The organism is Mesorhizobium sp. B2-2-4 (assembly GCF_006442375.1).
Taxonomy (GTDB): Bacteria; Pseudomonadota; Alphaproteobacteria; order Rhizobiales; family Rhizobiaceae; genus Mesorhizobium.
Genome location: NZ_VFWB01000003.1, coordinates 467061 through 487817, shown reverse-complemented (window position 1 = coordinate 487817; position 20757 = coordinate 467061). Strand labels below are relative to the sequence as shown.

Genomic DNA, 20757 nt, shown 5'->3' with positions numbered 1-20757 from the left:
GTCATTGACCATAGTCGACGAGAGGGACAAACCTGTCTATCGAGCCGCCAAGGACGACATGGTTGCCGCTGATCAGCCAGGCATGCGCCTTCAGCTGCCGGCCGGTGTCGCGCTCGATGCCGATGCGGATCTTCGAGGCGTTGCCCTGGCGGGCGAGAATGTACTGGCCGGCGAGCGCCTGGGTGAGGCAGCTTGCGCGCGGCACCAGGCGGGCCGCGGCGGCAACGCCCCAGGCGACACGGCGCAGCTCTCCCGTGCTGGCGCATTCACGTGCTTCCAGCCGGGTGACGACGCCGCGAAGGCGGTTGTAGGAGAACAGGGTCAGCCCCAGCCGAACGGCCGCGACCACCAGCAGGCAGCGGCAGAGGAACAGCATTTCCGGGCCGCTCAGGGAGAGAACTCGAAGCAGGCGCCGCCGGTGCTTCGTCTGGCCGGGACTTTTCTCCGTCGCAGGTTTTTGTCGCAAAACCGTGACCCGCTTTTGCGGAACCTGCCTAGACAGGTTCCTCATGATGCAGCCTCGCAAGTCCGCTATCGGCCAGACCTTTCAACAGCGCGTCGACATCGGCCTTGCAGCGCTCGGCCTCGACATCATAGCGCGCGAGCACGGCCCGGCGGATTTCAGCAATTGGTTTAGGCTCCTGGATCAACTCCCAGATGAACGTGCCTACCCCGTTGAGGCTGTAGTAGATGTTGGATTTCAGGTTGAGAAGCGCCAGGCCATTGCCGAATTCGCAGGCAACCGCTTCCTTGGTCGCACTTACGCGATCGTGGTCAGATGGGTTCCAGTTCATCCGAAAACCTCGTTTGCTACACACTGTCCGCAATGCGTGCCGACAATTGAAGAAAAGCCGGGTCAGGCAATGAAGAGAAGCCGGGATTTTCACCCCGACTCCCTTTATGGTTCTTGGATTCCAGAGGCCCAACGTGTCCCTCCAGAATCAGGACAGGTTCAGGAGAACGTCAGGTCGCCAATCGGCGTGTGCGCAGGAAATGCTGCGTCGAGCGCCGTGTTGCCGCCACCGCCCTGAGTGATGGTTTCAATCGAACCATGAACCGTCAGGCTGGGCGTTTCGTACTCCTGCTTTTCAACATTCTGTTCCATTTTACACTCCATCAAGGACTGGAAACGGCCTGTCGATTGCCGGCGGCACTTTCATGCTGCGATGCAATAGCTGCATGGCAGCATTTATGAGTCAAGCCTGATTTACCGCGCATTAATCAATTATGGACTGCGCGCGCAGACACAGTCGTGAGTAACGATCTCAAGCTTTGGCCTTGATCGCCTCGAGATCCCTGCATATGGGCCTAATGCACTAGGTCAGCATAAGAAATTGATTTGCATATATAAACTTTATAAGCCCTGTCACTTCAAGGCATGGCGACAATAATGCCGTAGCACCGGGTCTCCCGGTAGGTTTGCTACGGAACGCCGAAAAGGCCACTCGTCCCCTGGGGTCCAGTGGTTCTCCTCACCGTTCGCCCGAGCCGGTTTCGATAAACGTCGGGGCTGGATTTTTGCGCTGCAAAAGGAAAAACTGGACGGCGCCAAGGTTTTTGGCGATGCTTTGCTTCGCACCTGCAGCATAGGCGTCGCGCCGATCGCTTCTGGAGAACCGTGCGCCCGATGGCCCTGACCGAACGTTCATATGAGCGACTGCGCGCCGCCGATTGCGCCAGCGAGATCGCCTATGTGCAGGCCTGTCTGCGGCTGTTCTTCGCGGCGCGATCCGGCGCCGCGCCCGGCGATGCCTCCGGCCTCTCCGTAACCAATGTCACCGACATAGCCAGGTTGAACAAGGTCGCGACCTTTATCCTCAAGGTGCTGTCGAGCGCACCCGCGAACGGGCCGCCGGCCCAGCTCTCCCAATGGCTCGACGCCTACCGCCGGAAGACCGTTTCGATGAACGCGTCCTGCATCATGGATTCGATGGCGATCCAGGCGGCGCTGCGCGACAGGCAGATCGATTTCGTTTTCCTGAAAGGTCCCTTCCAGCAGCATCTGCTTTACGACGATCATTTCATGAAGCCTTCGGGCGATGTCGACATATTGGTGGCGCCGGCCGGGTTTTTCAGGGCGCGCGAGGCGCTCCGCTCGATCGGATACGAGATCGCCGGCAAGTCGCGCTCCGTCTGGTGGGTCCGTTTCCTCGGCGAACAGCACATGATCCGCGGCGACGGGCCGACGCAATCCACTGTCGATCTGCATTATCGGCTCCAGCAACCCGGCTCGCCCAGCCCGCGCGACGCGGATGGCTTCCTGCGGCGCAAACGGCAGGTCGAGATCACCGGCGTCGAGGTGCCGTTCACATCGGCGGCCGACACTCTGCTGTTGTCCTGCATCAGCGTCGCCAAGGCGCTTTTTAACCGGGAACCCTGCGCCGGTTACGTCTGCGACGTGCGCGCCAGCGCCGACCGCCTGGACGAAGCCGAGCAGCAGCGCCTGCTCGATGCCGCCGCGGCGCAGGGGCTGGACGACACGCTGCTGCTTGGCCTGCGCGCCGCCGACGTGCTCCTCGGCGGCGCCGACACGCTCCTGTCGCAGCGCGCCGCGCGGATGCTGTCGCGTATCGGCAATGAGGACCTGCTCAACATGGTCATCGCGCCATGGCTGTCATCCCTGCGCTGGCCGCAGCGGCGCACCGTGTTGTGGGAGTTGTGCGGTCGTGCGCCGGTCCGCTATCTGGCGGAAGCCGGCTGGGCGGCATCGGCCGACATCAGCCGCCGCATCTTCGAACGGCAGGGCAGCCCGTGACGGGAAGCCTGTCGGGCATCGAACACGTACAGGGCGAGGGCAGAATGGAACCTGTGCAAGAGGCAAATTCATGTCGATGACGGAATCAAAGGTCTGCGTGATCATCGCGGCCCGAAACGCGGCGCGAACAATCGCGGTCGCCATCGCGTCCGCGCTGCGCGAACCGGAAGTGGCCGAAGTCGTCGTCGTCGATGACGCCTCCACCGATGACACGGCCCAAGTCGCCCGCGCCGCCGATGACGGCAGCGGCCGGCTCGCGGTGATCCGTCTCGACGTCAATCGCGGCCCCTCCTTCGCCCGCAACGCCGCCATCGCCGCCTCGCAATCGCCATTCATCGCCATTCTTGACGCCGACGACTTCTTTCTCGCGGGCAGGTTTCATAACCTCTTTGCCGGCGCGGACTGGGATTTCGCGGCCGACAACATCATGCTCATCAGGGACGACGCCTTGAGCGATGTCACCCAGATCGTCGCTCCGCAGTTCGCGGCCGAGCCGGAATTCCTCGACCTTGAGCGCTTCGTCGAAGGCAACATCTCCAGGCGCAACGTGCGCAGAGGCGAACTCGGTTTCCTCAAGCCGGTGATCAGCCGCGCTTTTCTCGACAGGCACGGCTTGCGCTATGACGAGAGCTTGCGTCTGGGCGAGGATTACGAACTCTACGCGCGCGCGGTCGCCAGCGGCGCGCGCTTCAAGGTCATCCGCTCCTGCGGTTACGGCGCCATCGTGCGGGCCGATTCGCTGAGCGGCCGCCACAAGACCCAGGACCTGAAGCGTCTTGCCGACGCCGACCTGGCGCTGCTGGCGATCGACAGCCTGCCTGAGGGTTCCAAAGCGGTGCTGCGCCGCCACGAGCGCCACGTGCGCGACAAATACCGGCTGCGCAATTTCCTCGACGTCAAGGCCGAGCGGGGCCTGGCGTCGGCCGCGGCCTATGCCTTCGCAAGCCAATCCAACCTGGTTCCCATCGTCCAGGGCGTGGCGTCCGACAAGCTCGAGGCGCTGTTTCGCCGCGTCGGGTTTGCCTCCCGTCGTCAACATGTGCCGCCAATGCGTTTTCTCATGGCCGGCACCAGCACGGGCAAGCAGCCTTGAATGCGGGTATCCGGCCACGCTCTTGCCAGCTCGTCGCGCAAAGCATTTCCGGCGGATTTATGAGTTTACGAATTGGGTGGTTGCCTAGCCGGCCGGAGGATGGCAGTCTATGTTGCGGTGCAGCAATTAGGATGGCCAATGAACCGGCCTCCGATCGGACTGCCCGATATTGAACCGGTAAGGGGCCCGGCCGACGGTCGGACCACCACAGGACTTTGAACGCATGGCCTCGATATTCGGCTTCAGATCAAGGAATCCGGCCCGCGACCGCCAGACCGACATCTCGCGCCTCGACCGCCTGGCGAAGCTGTTCGAGCAGATCGCGGCCGAGATCGAGGCCGAGCGAAACGGGCTGGAGAATCGCTACAAGGCGACGGCCACCAACGCCGCCTTTCTGGTCGAGGCCATGGAGAACGGCTCGGCGTCTGCGCGCCGTTCCGCCGAGGTCGATGAATTGACGACGTCGATCCTGAATTGCGAGCGCCGCATCGCGGCGCTGTCGCGCCAGAACGGCATGGTCCGGGAGCTTCGTCATTCGCTGGATATGGTTTTCGATGAGGACGGGTCGTCCGATATGACGGCCAGCCAGGGGCTCGCCAAACCGGCAGGCGCCGGCAGAGGATGAAGGCTGAAGGGTGGATTTGGCGCGAGGCGGGAAGGCAGCTTGGGGAGGGGCTGACGAGAGAAAGAAAGCGCCGTTTGGCAACGGCTCGAATGGCTACTTTGGGTTGGGGATGCACAGCGCAAAGGTTGAGTTTCGTATGAATGCGGATCCGAGAACCACGTTCACCGTCGCAGTTCGCGGCATATCGTCAACGCGCCAGGCCAGACAAGCCCGCCCGGGCGGTTCCGCCGGACGCAGGGCTGCCCTGGTCGCGCTGGCCGCTCTCGCTGGCCTGTTCGCCGGGCCGGCGCCGTCCTGGTCGCAGGATCTGAAGTCGGCGCCCTCATTCGTCGATGATTTCACCAGCTTCAACCGCCAGCGCTGGTATGTCTCCGATGGCTGGACGAATGGCGGCCATCAGAATTGTACCTGGGCGAAGGGGCAGGTCAGCCTGGCGGACGGCGTGCTGTCATTGGGTTTCGAGAAGCAGAAGACGAAGGACCGCGACTACGCTTGCGGCGAAATCCAGACCAAGCAGCGCTTCGGCTACGGCACCTACGAGGCGCGCATGAAGACCGACACCGGTCCCGGCCTCAACGCGGCTTTCTTCTCCTATATCGGACCGTCGGACAAGCAGCCCTGGGACGAGATCGACTTCGAGATCCTGACCAAGGACACGTCCAAGGTGCAGGTCAATGCCTACATCGCCGGCAAGGGCAAGAACGAGAAGCTGGTCGACGTGCCGGGCGGCACGGAAAAGGCCTTCAACGACTACGCCTTCGTCTGGCAGAAGGACAGTTTGCGCTGGTACGTCAACGGCCAGCTGGTGAACACCATCACCGATCCGGCAAAGCTGCCCAGCCATGCTCAGAAGATCTTCTTCAGCCTCTGGGGCAGCGATACGATGACCGGATGGTTGGGCGCATTCGCCGATCCCGGACGCAAGCTTTCGCTGCAAATCGAGCGCGTCGCCTTCACCGCGCAGGGCGAACCCTGCCAGTTTCCGGAATCGCTGGCATGCAGCGTAAAGTAGAACCTATTGGGAAAGTCGATTTGAACCGGCCGGGCCGACCACGGTCCGCTGCCCTGGACAGGAACAAAACAGAATGAATTTGACGGTGTTTGGTATCGGCTATGTCGGTCTCGTGCAGGCTGCTGTGCTTGCCGAAGTGGGCCACCAGGTCGTCTGCGTCGACATCGACGCGAACAAGGTCGAGCGGCTCAATCAAGGTCTCGTCCCAATTTTCGAGCCGGGCCTGGAAAGCATCGTCAGGGAGAACCATGCCGCCGGCCGCATCAAGTTCACCACCGACGCGGCCGCCGCCGTCAGGCATGGTGAAATCCAGATGATCGCGGTCGGCACGCCTCCCGGCGAGGATGGCTCGGCCGATCTCAAATATGTGCTGGCGGTCGCCGAGGCGATCGGCCGGGAAATGGATGCGCCCAAGATCGTCGTCGGCAAGTCGACCGTGCCGGTCGGCACCTGCGAGAAGATCAAGGCCAGGATCGCCGAAACGCTGAAGAAAAGAGGCCGCGAGGACCTGACCTTCGACGTCGCTTCCAATCCGGAATTCCTCAAGGAAGGGTCCGCCGTCGCCGATTGCATGAGGCCGGACCGCATCATCGTTGGCACGTCGAGCGAGGCCACCGAGGCGGTGATGCGCGAGCTCTACGCCCCCTTCAACCGCAACCACGAGAAGATGATCGTGATGGATGTGCGCAGCGCCGAATTCACCAAATACGCGGCCAATTGCATGCTCGCCACCAAGATCAGCTTCATGAACGAAATGGCGAACCTTGCCGAACAGCTCGGCGCCGACATCGAGGAGGTTCGCAAGGGCATCGGCAGCGATCCGCGCATCGGCTACCACTTCATCTATCCAGGCCTCGGCTATGGCGGCTCCTGCTTTCCCAAGGACGTGCGCGCCCTCATCAAGACCGCCGAAGGCGTCAAGTTCGACGCCAAGCTGCTGCGCGCCGTCGAGGAGCGCAACAACGAGCAGAAATCCGTGCTGTTCGACAAGGTGAACCGCTATTTCAAGGGCAACCTCAAGGGCAAGACCTTCGCGCTCTGGGGCCTGGCTTTCAAACCCAACACCGACGACATGCGCGAGGCGCCCGCCCGCACGCTGATGGAGGCACTCTGGAACGTCGGCGCCACCGTGCAGGCCTATGATCCCGAGGCGATGCAGGAATGCCAAGCCATCTATGGGCTGCGCGACGACCTGCTTCTGTGCGGCACCAAGGAAGCGGCGCTGCGCGGCGCCGATGCGCTGCTGATCGCCACCGAGTGGAAGAGTTTTCGTGCGCCTTCCTTCGACGCGCTGAAGGACGCGCTGACCACGCCGATCATCTTCGACGGCCGCAACCTCTATGATCCCAAGGTCATCGCCCGCCACGGCATCGAATATCACTCGATCGGCAGGATGGCGGCATGAGACCGGGCTTGGGCAATCCAATGTGGGATCGCCGCGGCCGGCCGGTGTGCTTGCCATGACGAACGCACAAGACCCGGAAAGGAGTTGCGGCTGATGGTGCTGGACGTAAAGCCGGAGCAGATCACCAAGGACCACTTCGACGTTGTCGCGATCGGTTCCGGTTTCGGTTCGGCCTTCTTCCTGCACGAATTCACGAAGCGGCGTAAGGCGCGCATCCTGCTCCTGGAATGGGGCCGGCACAACACGCATGAATGGCAGCTCAAGCAGAACGTCAACACCGACATCGAGGACGAGTCGACCTACAAGACCAATTCCGACAAGCCCTGGAACTACACGATCGGGCTGGGCGGCGGCACCAACTGCTGGTTCGCGCAGACGCCGAGGTTCCATCCCAACGATTTCAGGCTGAAAAGCACCTACGGCATCGGCAATGACTGGCCGATCAGCTATGACGACGTCGAGCCGTTCTATTGCGACGCCGAAGACATCATGTCGATCTCGGGCGATCCCGACATGGCGGCGATGCTGCCGCGCTCGAAGCCCTTTCCGCAGCCGCCGCACCGCATGTCGACGCCCGACCGGATGATGAAGGCGGCGCAGCCAGGCCAGCATTTCGTTATGCCCACCGCGCGCGCCCGCGTGCCGACCGCGCAGCGCACCTCGTGCTGCGCCAACCTCAGATGCTGGCTATGCCCGGTCGACGCCAAGTTCACCGCCAACAATGGCCTGATGCATGTCTTCGAGCATCCCGACGTGTCGGTCTGCCTCGGTTCGGAAGTGCGCAGGCTCGATCATGTCGGCGGGACGGTCCGCTCGGTCACCTTCGTCCATGGCGGCAAGGAATATCAGGTCAGCGGCGACCTCTTCATTCTCGGCGCCAATGCCATCCAGAGCGCGGCGATCATGCTGCGCTCCGGCCTGGGAGGTGAATTCGTCGGCCGCGGCCTGCATGAATCCTATGGCTGGAATTTCGAGGTCTATCTCGACGGTGTCGACAATTTCGACGGCAGCACCATCACCACCGGCTTGAATTTCGGTCTCTATGACGGTCCGCACCGGTCCGAGCACGCCGCGGCGCTGGTCTATTTCGAGAACCGCTGGCAACACGGCATGCGCGCCGAGAAAGGGCGGCTGCGCCAGGCGCTGCCCCTTGTCGTGGTGACCGAGAACCTGCTCGACCATGAAAATTTCGTCACGCTCGACGAGAACGACAACGCCTTCGTCAGCTTCAAGGCGCCGTCGGACTACGCGGTCAAGGGCATGGCGCGGGCGCTGGAGAAACTGCCCGGGCTGCTCGCCCCGCTACCGGTCGAACAGCTTTTCGATCGCGGCATCCGGCCAACCGAATCGCATGTCCAGGGTACGCTCCGGATGGGAACGGGCCCGGCCGATTCGGTGGTCGACAGCGGCATGATTCATCACCAGCTCAGGAACCTGGTCGTGGTCGGCACCAGCACATATCCGAGCTGTTCATGCGCCAATCCGAGCCTGACCGCGGCAGCGCTGTCCCTGCGGGCGGCGAGCCGGATGGCGTGAGAGGAGCAAACCAGATGATAGAGATCTCGCGACGCTCCGCACTGGCCGTCATGGCGGGCGGGGTGGTATCGACGGGCATTGCCTACGCGGCAGTGTCCTCGTTTTCGGATGAGGATCTGGTGCGCGTCACGCTCGAGAAATATTTCGGCAAGCTCAACATGCGCATCGAGCATTTGCAGCAGTTCGTCCTGGCGTTCCGCGACAGGAACCCATGGATATTCCCGAGCAAGAAACTCAGCGACGCCGTCACCTTGCTCGAGGAGACAAGGCTGGGCAAAGCCCGCGCTCTGCTGCCGGAGCAGAAGAAGCAGGACCTCCTGCATTTCGACCGCTGGCTGATCGCCGAACTCCACATGCTGACCGACTACGCCTGGCGCAGTTCGCCGGGCGATCCGATACGGTTCACCGGATGGCAGCCATGCACCAATCCGTTCGCCAATCTCGAGCAACAGAGTGCCTGAGGCGGTGCCGGAGCAAGCTCTCGGGCCACATTGAACGAAACGCGAAAGAACCAGGAGCCAGGACCATGAAAGTTCTTTTTGCAGGCGGAAACGGATACACGCCCGAATTCAGCGGCGGCGTCCAGTCGAGCACCCATCATCTGGCGGAACAGTTGATCGAGCACGGCCATGAGGCGGCCGTACTGGCCGCCCTGTTCGGCGACGGTGTCTTCGGCTTCAAGGCGCGCGCCAAGATGAAGCTGCTGCGTCAGCCGGCGGTCATCGACAGTTTTCCCGGCTATCCGGTGGTGCGGGCTTGGTTTCCCTGGAAGGCGGCCGACTTTGCCGTCCGCAGATTGAAGCCGGACGTGGCCGTCGTCCAATGCCACAAGTCGGTTCCGGTGGGCAAGGCGCTGCAGGCCGAAGGCGTGCCGCTGGTCGTCTATCTCAGGAACGTCGAGTTCCATGAGCTGGGCGGCGATCTGCGCGAGCTGCATTCGGCGCTCTACATCGCCAATTCGCAATTCACCGCGCGCGCCTACAAACAGAAGTTCGGCATCGATGCGGCGGTGCTGCCGCCGACCATCAATGCCGCCCTCTACAGCACGCCGACCACGGGCCAGTTCGTCACCTTGATCAATCCGTACGAGGAGAAAGGCTTCGAGCTCGCCGTGCGCATCGCCGGCGCCTGCCCCGAGATTCCGTTCCTGTTCGTGGAGAGCTGGAAGCTCGCCGACGATCATCGCGCCCGCATCGAGCAGACCATCGCCCCGTTCTCCAACATCAGGCTGGAGAACCGCACCGGCGACATGAAGACCGTCTATGGCCGCACCAGGATCCTGCTGGCGCCCAGCAAATGGGAAGAGGCCTGGGGCCGTGTGGCCTCGGAAGCCCATTGCAGCGGCATTCCCGTCATTGGCTCGCGGCGCGGCGGCCTGCCCGAAGCGGTCGGACCGGGCGGCGTGGTGCTCGATTACGAAGCTCCGCTCGCCGACTGGGTCGCGGCTGTCAGGCTGCTGTGGAACGACCGCCAGGAATATGACCGGCTCTCGGCCACGGCGCGCAGCTTCTCCGAGCGTCCGGAGCTCGATCCTGACCGCCAGTTCCTCACCTTCTTTTCCATACTGGACAAGGCCACGCAGCAGCGTTCGCGACAGGCGGCGTAGCCAAGGCTCAGGCTGGCACCGGACCCGGCAGCCCTGGAATAGGAATTTTTTCTTGACAGGGTGAAGGCAGCTATGGTATATTTTTGGTCATGGTGCTGAGTTGCGCCGGAAACCCGCCGCACAGGCGGGTTTTTCGTTTGATGCTTCTCGACCGGCGCGCCGGCGAACACTCCGAAGGAACCCGTTAATCTGGATTCGCAGCCTTGGCGGATCAGGCCAGGCGCTTGACCCGGCTTTTCAGCGTCTCGTAGCCGCGGGCGCCGAGCAGGGCGCGGGCAAGGGCCTTGGCGGCGCCCTTGCGCCCTTCCTGTGACTTGGCCTGTCGCAACCTGGCCGGCAGGTTGCGCGCCGCCTGGCCGAGCGCCGGGAGCGACAGCGCGTTGGGAAAGCTGACCATGTGCGTTTCGACGCACAGCACCGGTTTGCCCGACAGCTCGGTGATCCTCAGCGCCTGCTCGTGCTCGCTCTCGATGAACAGGATGGCATCGGATTTTCGGTAGAATTCGGCCTTGAAACTGCCATGCGCGCCAAGCCGCTGACGCTCCGCCTTGCTCGGCAGGTCGAGCATGATCAGATGATCGTACTTGATCTCGTGCTTGGCCAGCCAGGCCTCGGTCAGCGCGCGGTATTTCTCCAGCCGGCTGGTCACCAGCCAGCCGATCTTGCGGGTCGCGGTATGGAGCGGCCGCGCTTCGCTGAGGAATTTCTCGTAGGCCGGACCGTCGTCGTTTTCCGCCTCGGTCGGATCGAGGCACAGCACCCCGTCTATGTCGACGCAGCATTGCGCCAGGAATTTGTGATGCATGAAGTTCCACTGGAACATGCGCGGATGCGGCACGACCTCGAAGACGACATCGGTCTCGGCATGCTGCGGCTCAAGCCCGAACACGGCGGCAAAGGTGTAGTCTGCCTCGATGCCGGCACCCTCTATGCGGGCGCGGGCGTCGCGCATGGCGTTGCCGCCGGAGACGCTGTCGTCGATCACCAGCACCTTGCGCATTTCCGCGACCTTGCGGTCGAGCACCGCACGGCGCTTGGTGATGCCCGATGTGTAGACGCGACCCTCGAGGAAGGAGTCCAGGTCGGTCATCGGTATGTTCGCCGCGAGACTGACCAGCGTCGCTGCCAGCACCCCGCTTCTGGGGACGCCGACCACCAGGTCGATGTCGCGCGGCAACCGGTGAAGGTTGCTCACGATCGCGTCGTTCATGTCTGAGATCGATCGGTAATGCATGGATCAGGCCTGATGCTCGGGTGAACGGTAAGGGTCGAAAGCGCCAAAATTATTGCGCCTCGCGCGGTGCTGCCGCCGGCGGCCTTGCCGGCAGCATTTTCAAGGCCTCGCGCAAGGCTTCACGGCCGGCTGCGAAGGCCAGCGCGATGACGATGGTGATGAGATAGGCAAGGATCGCGCCGCTGGCCAAGGCAATGACATGCTGCTGCGGCAGCAGCGGCTTGACCAACCAGACCACCGCCAGCGCCACATGCGCGCCGAGCACGAACGGCGTCGCCGCGCGAAGCACGTGGCTTGCCCGCAGCGGCCCGCTCCTGCCGACATAGAGCCACAGGAAAGGCGTGCGCAGATATTCGCTGACGGCATAGGCGATCGCCACGCCGAGCGCGCCATAAGGCAGGCCCAGCACGAAAGCGAGCACCGACGTCACCGCCGTGATGATGCCCCAGCGCATGAAGTCGCCGGAACGGCCTTGGCTGACGAACAGCCATCCGGCCGGATTGTTGAGCGGCTGCAGCAGCCCGGCGAAGCCAAGCGCCAGGAAAATCGAGGCGCTCGCGCGCCATTGCTCGCCGAGCACGAAGGGGATGAGTATGTCCGACATGGCGGTGGCGAAAGCGACGCCGGGAAGCGCCACCAGCAGGATCAGCGGCATGACGCGAAGATAGGCGCTGCGGTAGCGGTCGGGCTCGTCCTTCAGCCTGGAAAGAGCCGGCACCATCACCTTCGAAAGCGGGTTCGTGATCTGGCTCAGCGGGAACAGGAGCAGCTTGTAGGCACGGTCATAGAGGCCGAGCTGCGCCTCGCCCCAGTATTTTCCGATCAGCACGTTGTCGAGATTGCGGGCGAAGAAATTGGCGAAGTTGAAGCCGGTTATGCCGGCGCCGAAATTGATCAGCTCGCTGATCCCGGCGACCTTGCGCGGCAGGCTGGGCCGCCAGCGCGAACTGGCCCAGTAGCACAGCGTCGGCAGCACGGCTCCGGTCAAGGTGCCGGCGAAAAGTGCCCAGTAGGAGCGGTCGACGAATGTCCAGGCGATCGACACGGCAAGACCAGCCACGGCGCCTGCGACATCGATGATGGCCAGGCGGCCGAACTGCATGCGGCGCGTCAGGAGCGCCAGATGCTGCGCACCGAGGCCGTAGGCCATGATCTGCAGGCCCAGCGCCGCCACCAGGCCAGCCACACGCGGTTCGCCGTAGAAGGCGGCGACCAGCGGTGCCGCGCCGGCAAGCACGCAGGCCAGGATGGCGCTGACGGCGACGTTGATCCAGAACAGGTAGTTCACCTCGTCGTGCCGTATGCCCGATTTCTGGATGGTCGCCTGGGTGAGGCCGAAATCCTGGAACAGCGCGATGAAGGCCAGCACCGGCGCGCACATCGCCACGACGCCGAAATCCTGCGGCAACAGGAGACGCGACAGCACGATGACGGAAATGATCTGCGTGGCGACCCGCACGGACTGCGACAAGGCCGTCACGACCGCGCCACGCCCGACCGATTTGCGCAGTGAGCCTTCTGGCGGATCGAATGGATTGGCTTCCAAATTCAGGATTCCTGATTCTTGTGCAGGTTCCGACCAGGAACCCTGCAACCGCCGCCGCGGCCAAATTACGGCATTTATTTTGCAGTGCAACAAAAAACGTGGATTTTGCTACGCTGCACCAAAAATGTTGCGATGCAGCAAGACCTGTACTAGGTTCGCCGTGGGTGGGCCAACAGCGGTCGAGTTTTCATGCTGAATGTCTTGTACCTTGTGCATGACGTTTCCGACCCGGCAGTACGCCGGCGGATTACAATGCTCAGGGCAGGTGGCGCCCAGGTCACGCTCGCAGGCTTCCGCCGCACGGCAAATCGCATTGCCGACGTCGAGGGTTTGCGGCCGCTGGATCTCGGCGCGACGCGTGACGGGCGATTCGCCCAGCGCCTGACGGCAGTCGCCAAGGCGGCGGTTTCGATCGGCACCAGGCTCCGCGGCATGCCGAGGCCCGATCTCATCATCGCGCGCAACCTGGAAATGCTGGCGCTCGCCCGCCGCGCCAACACGGCATTCGGCGCCGCGGTGCCGATCGTCTATGAATGCCTCGACATCCATCGCCTGATGCTTCGCAGCGATGCGGTCGGCAAGGCGCTGCGTGCCACGGAACGTTACCTTGCCAGGGACGTAAGGCTGCTGGTGACCAGCTCGCCCGCATTCACCGCCAATTATTTCGAGCCGTACGGCCAGGTGACGGCGCCGGTCGAACTGGTCGAAAACAAATATTTCGAGGCAGCGGCGATCCTGCCGGCCGAGCATGAGATGGCCGAGGCGCCTGTCGCGCCGCCCTGGCGCATCGGCTGGTTCGGGGCATTGCGCTGCCGCCGCTCGCTCGAACTCCTGGCCGATTTCTCGCGCCGCGCCGACGGCCGGTTCGAGATCGTGCTGCGCGGCCGCCCGGCGTTGACCGAATTCCCGGATTTCCACGCCTTCGTAGAGGCCGAGCCCTGGCTTTCGTTTCGCGGACCCTACCGCAACCCGGAGGACATGGCGGCGATCTACCGGGACGTGCATTTCTCCTGGGCGATCGATTTCTTCGAGGCGGGCCAGAATTCCGAATGGCTGCTGCCCAACCGACTCTATGAAGGCTGCCGTTTCGGCGCGGTGCCGATCTCGATGGCCAACACGGAAACCGGGCGGTTCCTCGGTCGGCAAGGCATCGGCATTCTGTTGCCCGAAGCCTCACCCGACGCGCTCGAAGCCGCCATCGGCAAGATGGAGGAGCGCCGCTTCAGCACGTTGAAGGCGCGCGTTCTGTCGCGCAACCCCAGGATATGGAGCTATGATCGCAGCGATTGCCGGGCGCTGGTCGACAAGCTTCGCAGCCTGGCCGCCATGCGCCAACCCTTCGCGGCCGAGGCTTTGGCCTAGGATGGAGATCGCCCGATGATGCAAGCGCTCCCCTCCAGCCTGATCGTGATTCCCTGCCTCAACGAGGCAGCCCATATCGGTGTGCTGCTCGACCAGCTCAGCCCCGCGGCGGCGAGGCTCGGCGCCAGGATCGTCGTTGCCGATGGCGGCAGCACCGATGGCACCCCGGCCATTGTCGGCGAGCGCGCGAAAGAGGATTCCCGCATCATCCTGCTCCACAATGAAAAGCGCATCCAGAGCGCGGCGATCAATCTTGCCGTCGCCAGATTCAGCGATGGTGCCGAATATCTGATCCGCATCGATGCCCATGGCGGCTACCCCGCCGACTATTGCGACCGGCTGGTCGAGGAAGCGCTGGCCACGGGCGCCGATTCGGTCGTGGTCTCGATGCTGACCAGCGGCAGCGGCACCGTGCAGAAGGCGGCCGCGGCGGCACAGAATTCAAAGCTCGGCACCGGCGGTTCCAAGCACAGGCATCTGTCCGCCGGAGAATGGGTCGATCACGGCCATCACGCGCTGATGCGGATTTCTGCCTTCCAGGCCGTCGGCGGCTATGACGAGACGTTCAGCCATAATGAGGACGCCGAGCTCGACTACCGGCTGAGACAGGCCGGCTACAGGATCTGGATGAGCGGCAGGACGCAGATGGTCTACTATCCGCGCGCGTCGCTCAGCGGCCTCTATTTCCAGTATCTCGGCTACGGCCGCGGACGCGCCAAGAATGTCCTGAAGCACCGCGTCATCCCGAAGGTCCGGCAGATGGTGCCGCTGCTGGTGTTCCCGGTGGTGGTGCTCGCAGCCTTTTCCTTCGTGCACTGGCTGGCGGCGGTGCCGTTTTTGATCTGGGCGACGGTGTGCCTCGGCTATGGCCTGTGGACGGCGATAAGCCAGCGCAATGCCGAGATCGCGCTTGCCGGCGTCTCGGCGATGGTCATGCATTTCGGCTGGTCCGTCGGTTTCTGGCTGCAGCTTCTCGGTCTCGGTGCACGACGCGGGGTCGCGTGATGGCGGTTACAGGCAAGAACCGCCGCATCGACATCGGCGTGTGCACGTTCCGCCGGCCGGAACTGGCCGACACGCTGCGCTCGCTCGATGCCATGGACAGGCCGGCCGGTTTCGATGTCCGGGTCATCGTCGCCGACAATGACGACACGCCGAGCGCCAGGGATCTGGTGACGGCCCTGGCGCGGGAACTGACGCTGCCGATCAGCTATCACCACTGCCCGGCGCGCAACATCTCGATCGCCCGCAATGCCTGTTTTGACGCCAGCACGTCGGATTTCGTCGCCTTCATCGATGACGACGAGACGGCTTCGCCGCGCTGGCTTGCCGAGCTCGTCGCAACAGCCCAGGCAAGTCGCGCCGCCGCCGTGCTGGGCCCGGTCAAGGCGCGCTATGGGGCCGATGCGCCGGACTGGATGCGGCGTGGCGACTTCCATTCGACCTTGCCGGTCTGGGTGCGCGGCGAGATCCGCACCGGCTACACCTGCAACGTGCTGCTCGACATGGGGTCGGACAGCCTGCGCGGGCGCCGCTTCAGCCTGGCGCGTGGCCAGACCGGCGGCGAGGACACCGAATTCTTCGACCAGATGCACAAGACAGGCGGCACGATCGCGTTTTCTCCGGAGGCTTGGGTGGACGAGGTCGTGCCACGGACCAGGGCCGCGTTCGACTGGCTTGGCCGCCGCCGCTTCCGCGTCGGGCAGACGCATGGCCATCTCCTGGGGCGCAATGCGAGCGGCATTGGCCTGCTCAAACAGGTCGCCATTGCCTCGGCAAAGGCAGCCTATTGCTTCGCCGCGGCGTTTCCCTTCCTTGCCAGCCCCGTGCGGCGGAACCGCAGCGTGCTGCGCGGCATTATGCATGTCGGCGTCGTCAGCGGCCTTGTCGGCATCCGCGAGATTCGTCTCTACGGCCAGCCCTCGCCACAGGAAGGAGGCAAGCGTGCAGCCTGACGTCAGCTTCGTCCCGGACGTTTCCTTCGTCATTGCAGCCTACAACGCCGAGGCGACCCTCGACCGGGCGATCGCCAGCGCCATCGCGCAGAAGGGTGTCAGCGTCGAGGTCGTCGTCGTCGACGACAAGTCGCGCGACGCCACGCTCGACGTGGCAAGGGCCTATCCGCAGGACATCGTGCGCGTCGTGGCGCTCGCGCAGAACAGGGGCCCCGGCGGCGCCAGGAACGCCGGCCTCGAGGCTGCCCGCGGCCGCTGGGTCGCGGTCCTCGATTCCGACGATGCGGTCTATCCCGGCCGCATCGCCGCCATGATCGCGCGGGCCGAAAGGGCGGGCGCGCAAATCGCCGTCGACAACCTCCAGGTCGTCCGCGAGGACGGCGTGATCGAGGATGCGATGTTCCCGACGCGCTATCTGGAGGAATTGGGCGAGATCTCGCTGGCCAGCTATATCGCCGGCAACGTCGTCTTCGAATCGAAGTTCAATCTCGGCTATCTCAAGCCGATCTTCGAGCGCCGCTTCCTGGAAGAAAACGGACTTCGCTACGACGAGGACCTGATCATCGGCGAGGATTACATATTCCTGGCCAACGCCCTGGCCAAGGGCGGCAGGTGCGTGGTCGAGCCTGACATCGGCTATGCCTATCACATCCGCAGCGGCTCCATTTCGCGCGTGCTCGAGCCTCATCATGTCGAGGCGATGCGCAAGGCCGATGCAATTTTCGCTCAAAGCCATCAGATGGACGCGGCCGCGCAAGCGGCCTTCGCCCGGCGCAGCCGCAGCCTGCGCAAGGCAGCCTCGTTCCTGTCGATGGTCCAGCACATCAAGGCGCGGTCCCCGCTCAAGGCGATCCGGACGGCGCTCAGCGACCCGGCGGCGGTCAGGCATATGGGCATGCCGATCGCCGTGCGGTTGCGACGAGTAGCGGCACAATTTGCCGTAGGGGCGGGGAGGTGAAGATGCAGGCACATGGAGGGATTTTTCCTGGCCTGCGAATGGACTGAAGTCGATCTCCTCAGAAGGAATTTGCGATGAAGAAAATCAGGAAGGCCGTGATACCGGTGGCGGGGCTTGGAACGCGGTTCCTGCCGGCGACCAAGTCGATGCCGAAGGAAATGCTTCCCGTCGTCGACCGGCCCGTCGTGCAATACGCCGTCGATGAGGCCTTCGAGGCCGGCATCGAGCACATCGTGTTCGTGACCGGCCGCAACAAGGCGGTTATCGAGGATTATTTCGACCTGCATCCGGAATTGATCGGAACACTGGAGCAGAGCGGCAAGAAGGCGCAATTGCAGTCGCTGGAAAGCCTGCTGCCGGTGGCCGGCGCCACCAGCTTCATCCGCCAGCAATCCCCGCAAGGCCTTGGCCACGCCGTCTGGTGCGCGCGCGAGGTCATCGGCAACGAGCCCTTCGCCCTGCTTTTGCCTGACATGGTCTCGTTCGGCGGCCGCGGCTGCCTGGCCGAGGTCGCCGACCTCTATGCCGAGACCGGCGGCAACGTCATTGCGGTCGAGCGCTGTGACCCGACCGAGACCAACAAATACGGCATTGTCGGCCGCGGCGCCGACATTGGCGGCGGTTTCGAGGTGACGGCGATGGTCGAAAAGCCGGCGCCGGCCAATGCGCCGTCGAACTTCTACATCAACGGCCGCTATATCCTGCAGCCCGAGATCTTCGCCCTGCTCGGCAACCAGCAGCGCGGCGCGGGCAATGAGATCCAGTTGACCGACGCCATGGTCCGCCTGGCGCAGGAGCAGTCCTTCTTTGCCCAGCCTTTCAAGGGCCGCATGTTCGACTGCGGCTCGAAGGAGGGCTTTATCCAGGCCAACATCGCCTTCGCCTTGGCGCGCGACGACATGAAGGGTCCGGTTTTCGAGATGCTCCAGGAGTTCGTCCGGTCGCATGAACGACAGGAAGAAGCCGCATAATGCCCATGTTTCGGGAGCATTGTCGGACGGCTGACGGTGCGATGCGCGGAAGGCCCTGTGGCGTCCGGCATGGAACTTGCGTTGCTTTTTGGCAATGCTCCCGATCTTCGAAGTGCCTGGGAGCCAAGGCATGATCCCGGAAAGCGCAAGGCGGTTTTCGGAAAAGATCATGTTCAAACAGTGAGATAGAGCCCATCCCGATGATTGGGATGGACGGGCTCTGGAATTGGACCGAAGATGAACTATGCCAACTTTCCTCTCGACAAGAGGATGCCATTGCCGAATTCGGAAGCAGGAGACGGCGAAGACTTCATCGATGTCGAGCGGCTGCTTGGCATGGCAGCGCGGCAGGCCAAGGTGGTTGTCCTGGGCGCGGTCATTGGTCTTGTCCTGGGCCTGCTCTATCTGCAGACCACGCCGCCCAAATACCAGTCGGTCTCGAGTGTGCTGATCGATGAGGGGCTGAACAAGATCGTCGACGACATTTCGGCGGCGTCGACGACCATGCAGACCGATTCGGCCATCCTGAGCCAGATCGAAATCCTGACCTCGACGAGGCTTGCCGCCGTGGTCGTCGACAAGCTGAAGCTCGACCGCAACGACGCGTTCATGAACCCGCCCCAGTCGGCGCTCGCCCAGGGCATCGGCCTGATCCGCGGCCTGATCCAGTATGTTCGCCCCAGTCCTCCCATGCCGGGCGTCGGCGACGTCACCAAGCTCGACCCCGCCACCCGCGATGCGCTGATCGCGACCTCACGTCGCGACTACGCGATCCTCAAATTGCAGAACGAGGTGCAGGCGGAGCGCGTCGGGCGAAGCTATGTCATCGCGCTCGGCTACCAGGCGACGGACCCGGCACTGGCGACCGCGATCACCAAGGCCTATGCCGATGCCTATCTCGCCGACCAGCTCGACGCCTCCTTCGATGCCACCGAGCGCGCCGCGGTCTGGCTGCAGGGCCGGCTGACGGAACTGCGCGAAAGCTCGCAGGCGGCATCGCTCGCGGTCGAGAAATTCAGGGCCGAGCACGGCCTGTCCGCCAACAGCGACGGCCAGCTGATGAGCGCCAAGCAGCTTGCCGACCTCAACGCCCAGCTTATCGTGGCGCAGGCCGATACGGCCCGGGCCAGCGCCCGCTACCAGCAATACAAGTCCATCGTTGAAAGCGGTTCGGAGAACGCCTTCAAGGATGCCGCCATATCGAGCGACCAGCCGAGCAGCTCGGTCATCGCGGCGCTCAAGACGCGCTATCTCGCCGTCGCCAAGCGGCAGCAGGATGTCGAGGCCAATTTTGGGCCGCAGCATCCGCAGGCGGTGGCGCTCGCCAAGGAGAAGGCCGACATATCGGCGCAGATATTCGGCGAGCTGAAGCAGCTGACCGAAAGCTATCGCAACGAATATGAAGTGGCGCTGGCGCGCGAGACCGCGCTCAGGGCCAATGTCGCCGCGGCGCAAGGCAAGAGCGCCATCGACAACCAGTCGCAGGTCAAGCTGCGTGAACTCGACCAGAAGGCGACGGCGCTCTCCACGCTCTACCAGACATTCCTCGGCCGCTACGAGGAAGCCGCCCAGCAGCAATCCTTCCCGGTCGGCAAGATCCGCATCATCTCGGATGCATCGACGCCGCTCAGCGCCTCCAGCCCGCGCACGGTGGTTGTGCTGGCGCTCTCGCTTGTGCTGGGCACGTTGATGGGTGCCGGGCTCGGCGGCCTGAACGAATTCAACGAGCGTTTCTTCAGGACCGGCGAGGATGTCCGCGACCGCGTCGGCCTCAAATTCCTCGGTTATCTGCCTGTCATCGGCGGCAAGACCGCCAGGGAGGAAAAGCCGGCCGACCCGGATCTCAAAACCGCCAAATCGCCGGCCGCGGCCGAAAAGCGCGCGCGCATGCGCGTCAGCGTCGATGCTCCGGCGTCGATGTTCTCCGAGACGCTGCGCAGCGCAAAGATCGCCTTCGACGTCGTCATGGAAGGGCAGGGCAGCCGCGTCATCGGCGTCATCTCGGTCCTTCCCGGCGAAGGCAAGTCGACGGTCGCGGCCAATCTGGCCGGACTGCTCGCCGCCAACGGCGCCAGGACGCTGCTGATCGACGGCGACCTGCGCAATCCGGGCTTGAGCCGCAGCCTCGGCATGGAGGCCGAGCAGGGACTGATGGAAGCGGTGGTGAGCGGCCAGACCTGGCAGTCGGTCGGCAAGATCGACCGGCAGACGAAGCTGGCGATCATTCCGGCGGTGCTGCGCGGCAATTTCTCGCATACCAGCGAGCTTCTCTCCTCGGCCGGCATGCGGCGCTTCATCGACAACGCCAAGGAGACCTTCGAATACATCGTCGTCGATCTGCCGCCGCTGGGGCCGGTGGTCGACGCCAAGGCCTTCGCGCCGCTTGTCGACGGCTTCGTGCTGGTCACCGAATGGGGCCGCACGCCGCGCGCGATGGTGAGGTCGATGCTCGAATCCGAACCCTATGTCGCCAACAAGATCGTCGGCGCGGTGCTGAACAAGGTCGATCTCAAGAAGCTCGCCAAATACGGCTCGTTCGGAGCGTCCGAAAAATTCTTCGGCCAGTACTCGAGCTATTATCTCGACAAGACCGAAGTGCGCAGCAAGACAACGGTCTGAGTTCAACCGTGGCGATTTCCGTGCCTGAGTGACGAGGCAGGTCATCGCCTATGTGGCCGCGGCGGGCTACAATGGGAGTC

General features: G+C 63.6%; 19 protein-coding genes. 14 read left to right on the top strand and 5 right to left on the bottom strand.

The genetic code is table 11. The features are described from left to right. Nucleotide 1: 1 nt before the first annotated feature. The 3 genes from FJ959_RS10685 to FJ959_RS10675 all read right to left on the bottom strand — a co-directional run bounded on the left by FJ959_RS10685 (nt 2) and on the right by FJ959_RS10675 (nt 1105). Nucleotides 2-376 (bottom strand): lasso peptide biosynthesis B2 protein, encoded by a 375-nt coding sequence (locus FJ959_RS10685; protein ID WP_246678939.1) that lies wholly within the window; start codon nt 374-376, stop codon nt 2-4. A 118-nt stretch (nt 377-494) separates the two neighbouring features. Beyond that, the gene (locus FJ959_RS10680) at nt 495-794 is read right to left on the bottom strand and encodes a PqqD family protein (RefSeq protein WP_140630110.1); all 300 of its coding nucleotides are present in this window, start codon (nt 792-794) and stop codon (nt 495-497) included. Nucleotides 795-952: 158 nt separating this feature from the next. Then, entirely contained in the window at nt 953-1105 is a 153-nt protein-coding gene (locus FJ959_RS10675) for a lasso peptide (protein WP_140497189.1), read from the bottom strand. A gap of 522 nt (nt 1106-1627) precedes the next feature. Here FJ959_RS10675 and FJ959_RS10670 point away from each other — a divergent pair. The 8 genes from FJ959_RS10670 (at nt 1628) to FJ959_RS10635 (ending at nt 10032) form a co-directional block, all read left to right on the top strand. Next, a complete protein-coding gene (locus FJ959_RS10670; RefSeq protein ID WP_140630107.1) occupies nt 1628-2755 on the top strand; it encodes a nucleotidyltransferase family protein in 1128 nt (375 codons plus the stop codon). Between the two features lie 70 nt (nt 2756-2825). After that, the gene (locus FJ959_RS10665; RefSeq protein WP_140630105.1) at nt 2826-3848 is read left to right on the top strand and encodes a glycosyltransferase family 2 protein; all 1023 of its coding nucleotides are present in this window, start codon (nt 2826-2828) and stop codon (nt 3846-3848) included. A gap of 223 nt (nt 3849-4071) precedes the next feature. After that, nucleotides 4072-4473, top strand: coding sequence for a hypothetical protein (locus FJ959_RS10660; RefSeq protein ID WP_140630102.1), 402 nt, complete (start codon nt 4072-4074; stop codon nt 4471-4473). Nucleotides 4474-4609: 136 nt separating this feature from the next. Then, a complete protein-coding gene (locus FJ959_RS10655) occupies nt 4610-5485 on the top strand; it encodes a family 16 glycosylhydrolase (protein WP_140630100.1) in 876 nt (291 codons plus the stop codon). Nucleotides 5486-5558: 73 nt separating this feature from the next. Further along, on the top strand, nt 5559-6890 hold the full coding sequence (locus FJ959_RS10650) for a UDP-glucose/GDP-mannose dehydrogenase family protein (RefSeq protein ID WP_140556874.1): 1332 nt from the start codon (nt 5559-5561) through the stop codon (nt 6888-6890). A gap of 93 nt (nt 6891-6983) precedes the next feature. Then, nucleotides 6984-8426, top strand: a complete 1443-nt coding sequence (locus tag FJ959_RS10645) for a GMC family oxidoreductase (protein ID WP_140580556.1) — start codon at nt 6984-6986, stop codon at nt 8424-8426. A 14-nt stretch (nt 8427-8440) separates the two neighbouring features. Beyond that, the gene (locus FJ959_RS10640) at nt 8441-8887 is read left to right on the top strand and encodes a hypothetical protein (RefSeq protein ID WP_140630098.1); all 447 of its coding nucleotides are present in this window, start codon (nt 8441-8443) and stop codon (nt 8885-8887) included. 65 nt (nt 8888-8952) lie between these two features. Beyond that, nucleotides 8953-10032, top strand: coding sequence for a glycosyltransferase (locus FJ959_RS10635; RefSeq protein WP_140630096.1), 1080 nt, complete (start codon nt 8953-8955; stop codon nt 10030-10032). 211 nt (nt 10033-10243) lie between these two features. Here the strand turns inward: FJ959_RS10635 and FJ959_RS10630 are convergent, their stop codons facing one another. Together FJ959_RS10630 and FJ959_RS10625 are read right to left on the bottom strand one after the other, a co-directional pair. Further along, a complete protein-coding gene (locus FJ959_RS10630) occupies nt 10244-11266 on the bottom strand; it encodes a phosphoribosyltransferase family protein (protein ID WP_140497171.1) in 1023 nt (340 codons plus the stop codon). Between the two features lie 49 nt (nt 11267-11315). Beyond that, complete coding sequence (locus tag FJ959_RS10625) at nt 11316-12812, bottom strand: lipopolysaccharide biosynthesis protein (RefSeq protein ID WP_140630093.1); 1497 nt, start codon at nt 12810-12812, stop codon at nt 11316-11318. Between the two features lie 189 nt (nt 12813-13001). On the opposite strand from FJ959_RS10625, the gene FJ959_RS10620 reads away from it, so the two are divergent. The 6 genes from FJ959_RS10620 (at nt 13002) to FJ959_RS10595 (ending at nt 20677) form a co-directional block, all read left to right on the top strand. Then, the gene (locus FJ959_RS10620; protein WP_140630090.1) at nt 13002-14174 is read left to right on the top strand and encodes a glycosyltransferase family 4 protein; all 1173 of its coding nucleotides are present in this window, start codon (nt 13002-13004) and stop codon (nt 14172-14174) included. Between the two features lie 15 nt (nt 14175-14189). Next, nucleotides 14190-15179, top strand: coding sequence for a glycosyltransferase family 2 protein (locus tag FJ959_RS10615; protein ID WP_140630087.1), 990 nt, complete (start codon nt 14190-14192; stop codon nt 15177-15179). Next, the gene (locus FJ959_RS10610; RefSeq protein ID WP_140630084.1) at nt 15179-16129 is read left to right on the top strand and encodes a glycosyltransferase; all 951 of its coding nucleotides are present in this window, start codon (nt 15179-15181) and stop codon (nt 16127-16129) included. Before FJ959_RS10615 ends, FJ959_RS10610 begins: the two co-directional genes overlap by 1 nt. Continuing rightward, nucleotides 16119-17087: a glycosyltransferase family 2 protein gene (locus FJ959_RS10605; protein WP_140523580.1), complete on the top strand. Its 969-nt coding sequence runs from the start codon at nt 16119-16121 to the stop codon at nt 17085-17087. Before FJ959_RS10610 ends, FJ959_RS10605 begins: the two co-directional genes overlap by 11 nt. A 74-nt stretch (nt 17088-17161) precedes the next feature. Continuing rightward, nucleotides 17162-18058, top strand: a complete 897-nt coding sequence (locus FJ959_RS10600) for a UTP--glucose-1-phosphate uridylyltransferase (RefSeq protein WP_140512943.1) — start codon at nt 17162-17164, stop codon at nt 18056-18058. A gap of 237 nt (nt 18059-18295) precedes the next feature. Further along, the gene (locus FJ959_RS10595) at nt 18296-20677 is read left to right on the top strand and encodes a polysaccharide biosynthesis tyrosine autokinase (RefSeq protein ID WP_140497157.1); all 2382 of its coding nucleotides are present in this window, start codon (nt 18296-18298) and stop codon (nt 20675-20677) included. Nucleotides 20678-20757 lie beyond the last annotated feature (80 nt).

What these genes read in the sequence shown, in the direction of transcription:
- FJ959_RS10680 (WP_140630110.1), bottom strand. Translation starts at nt 794, where the DNA reads ATGAACTGGAACCCATCTGACCACGATCGCGTAAGTGCGACCAAGGAA.
- FJ959_RS10640 (WP_140630098.1), top strand. Translation starts at nt 8,441, where the DNA reads ATGATAGAGATCTCGCGACGCTCCGCACTGGCCGTCATGGCGGGCGGG.
- FJ959_RS10635 (WP_140630096.1), top strand. Translation starts at nt 8,953, where the DNA reads ATGAAAGTTCTTTTTGCAGGCGGAAACGGATACACGCCCGAATTCAGC.
- FJ959_RS10655 (WP_140630100.1), top strand. Translation starts at nt 4,610, where the DNA reads ATGAATGCGGATCCGAGAACCACGTTCACCGTCGCAGTTCGCGGCATA.
- FJ959_RS10645 (WP_140580556.1), top strand. Translation starts at nt 6,984, where the DNA reads ATGGTGCTGGACGTAAAGCCGGAGCAGATCACCAAGGACCACTTCGAC.
- FJ959_RS10595 (WP_140497157.1), top strand. Translation starts at nt 18,296, where the DNA reads ATGAACTATGCCAACTTTCCTCTCGACAAGAGGATGCCATTGCCGAAT.
- FJ959_RS10600 (WP_140512943.1), top strand. Translation starts at nt 17,162, where the DNA reads ATGAAGAAAATCAGGAAGGCCGTGATACCGGTGGCGGGGCTTGGAACG.
- FJ959_RS10675 (WP_140497189.1), bottom strand. Translation starts at nt 1,105, where the DNA reads ATGGAACAGAATGTTGAAAAGCAGGAGTACGAAACGCCCAGCCTGACG.
- FJ959_RS10630 (WP_140497171.1), bottom strand. Translation starts at nt 11,266, where the DNA reads ATGCATTACCGATCGATCTCAGACATGAACGACGCGATCGTGAGCAAC.
- FJ959_RS10665 (WP_140630105.1), top strand. Translation starts at nt 2,826, where the DNA reads ATGTCGATGACGGAATCAAAGGTCTGCGTGATCATCGCGGCCCGAAAC.
- FJ959_RS10610 (WP_140630084.1), top strand. Translation starts at nt 15,179, where the DNA reads ATGGCGGTTACAGGCAAGAACCGCCGCATCGACATCGGCGTGTGCACG.
- FJ959_RS10685 (WP_246678939.1), bottom strand. Translation starts at nt 376, where the DNA reads ATGCTGTTCCTCTGCCGCTGCCTGCTGGTGGTCGCGGCCGTTCGGCTG.
- FJ959_RS10615 (WP_140630087.1), top strand. Translation starts at nt 14,190, where the DNA reads ATGATGCAAGCGCTCCCCTCCAGCCTGATCGTGATTCCCTGCCTCAAC.
- FJ959_RS10660 (WP_140630102.1), top strand. Translation starts at nt 4,072, where the DNA reads ATGGCCTCGATATTCGGCTTCAGATCAAGGAATCCGGCCCGCGACCGC.
- FJ959_RS10670 (WP_140630107.1), top strand. Translation starts at nt 1,628, where the DNA reads ATGGCCCTGACCGAACGTTCATATGAGCGACTGCGCGCCGCCGATTGC.
- FJ959_RS10650 (WP_140556874.1), top strand. Translation starts at nt 5,559, where the DNA reads ATGAATTTGACGGTGTTTGGTATCGGCTATGTCGGTCTCGTGCAGGCT.
- FJ959_RS10620 (WP_140630090.1), top strand. Translation starts at nt 13,002, where the DNA reads ATGCTGAATGTCTTGTACCTTGTGCATGACGTTTCCGACCCGGCAGTA.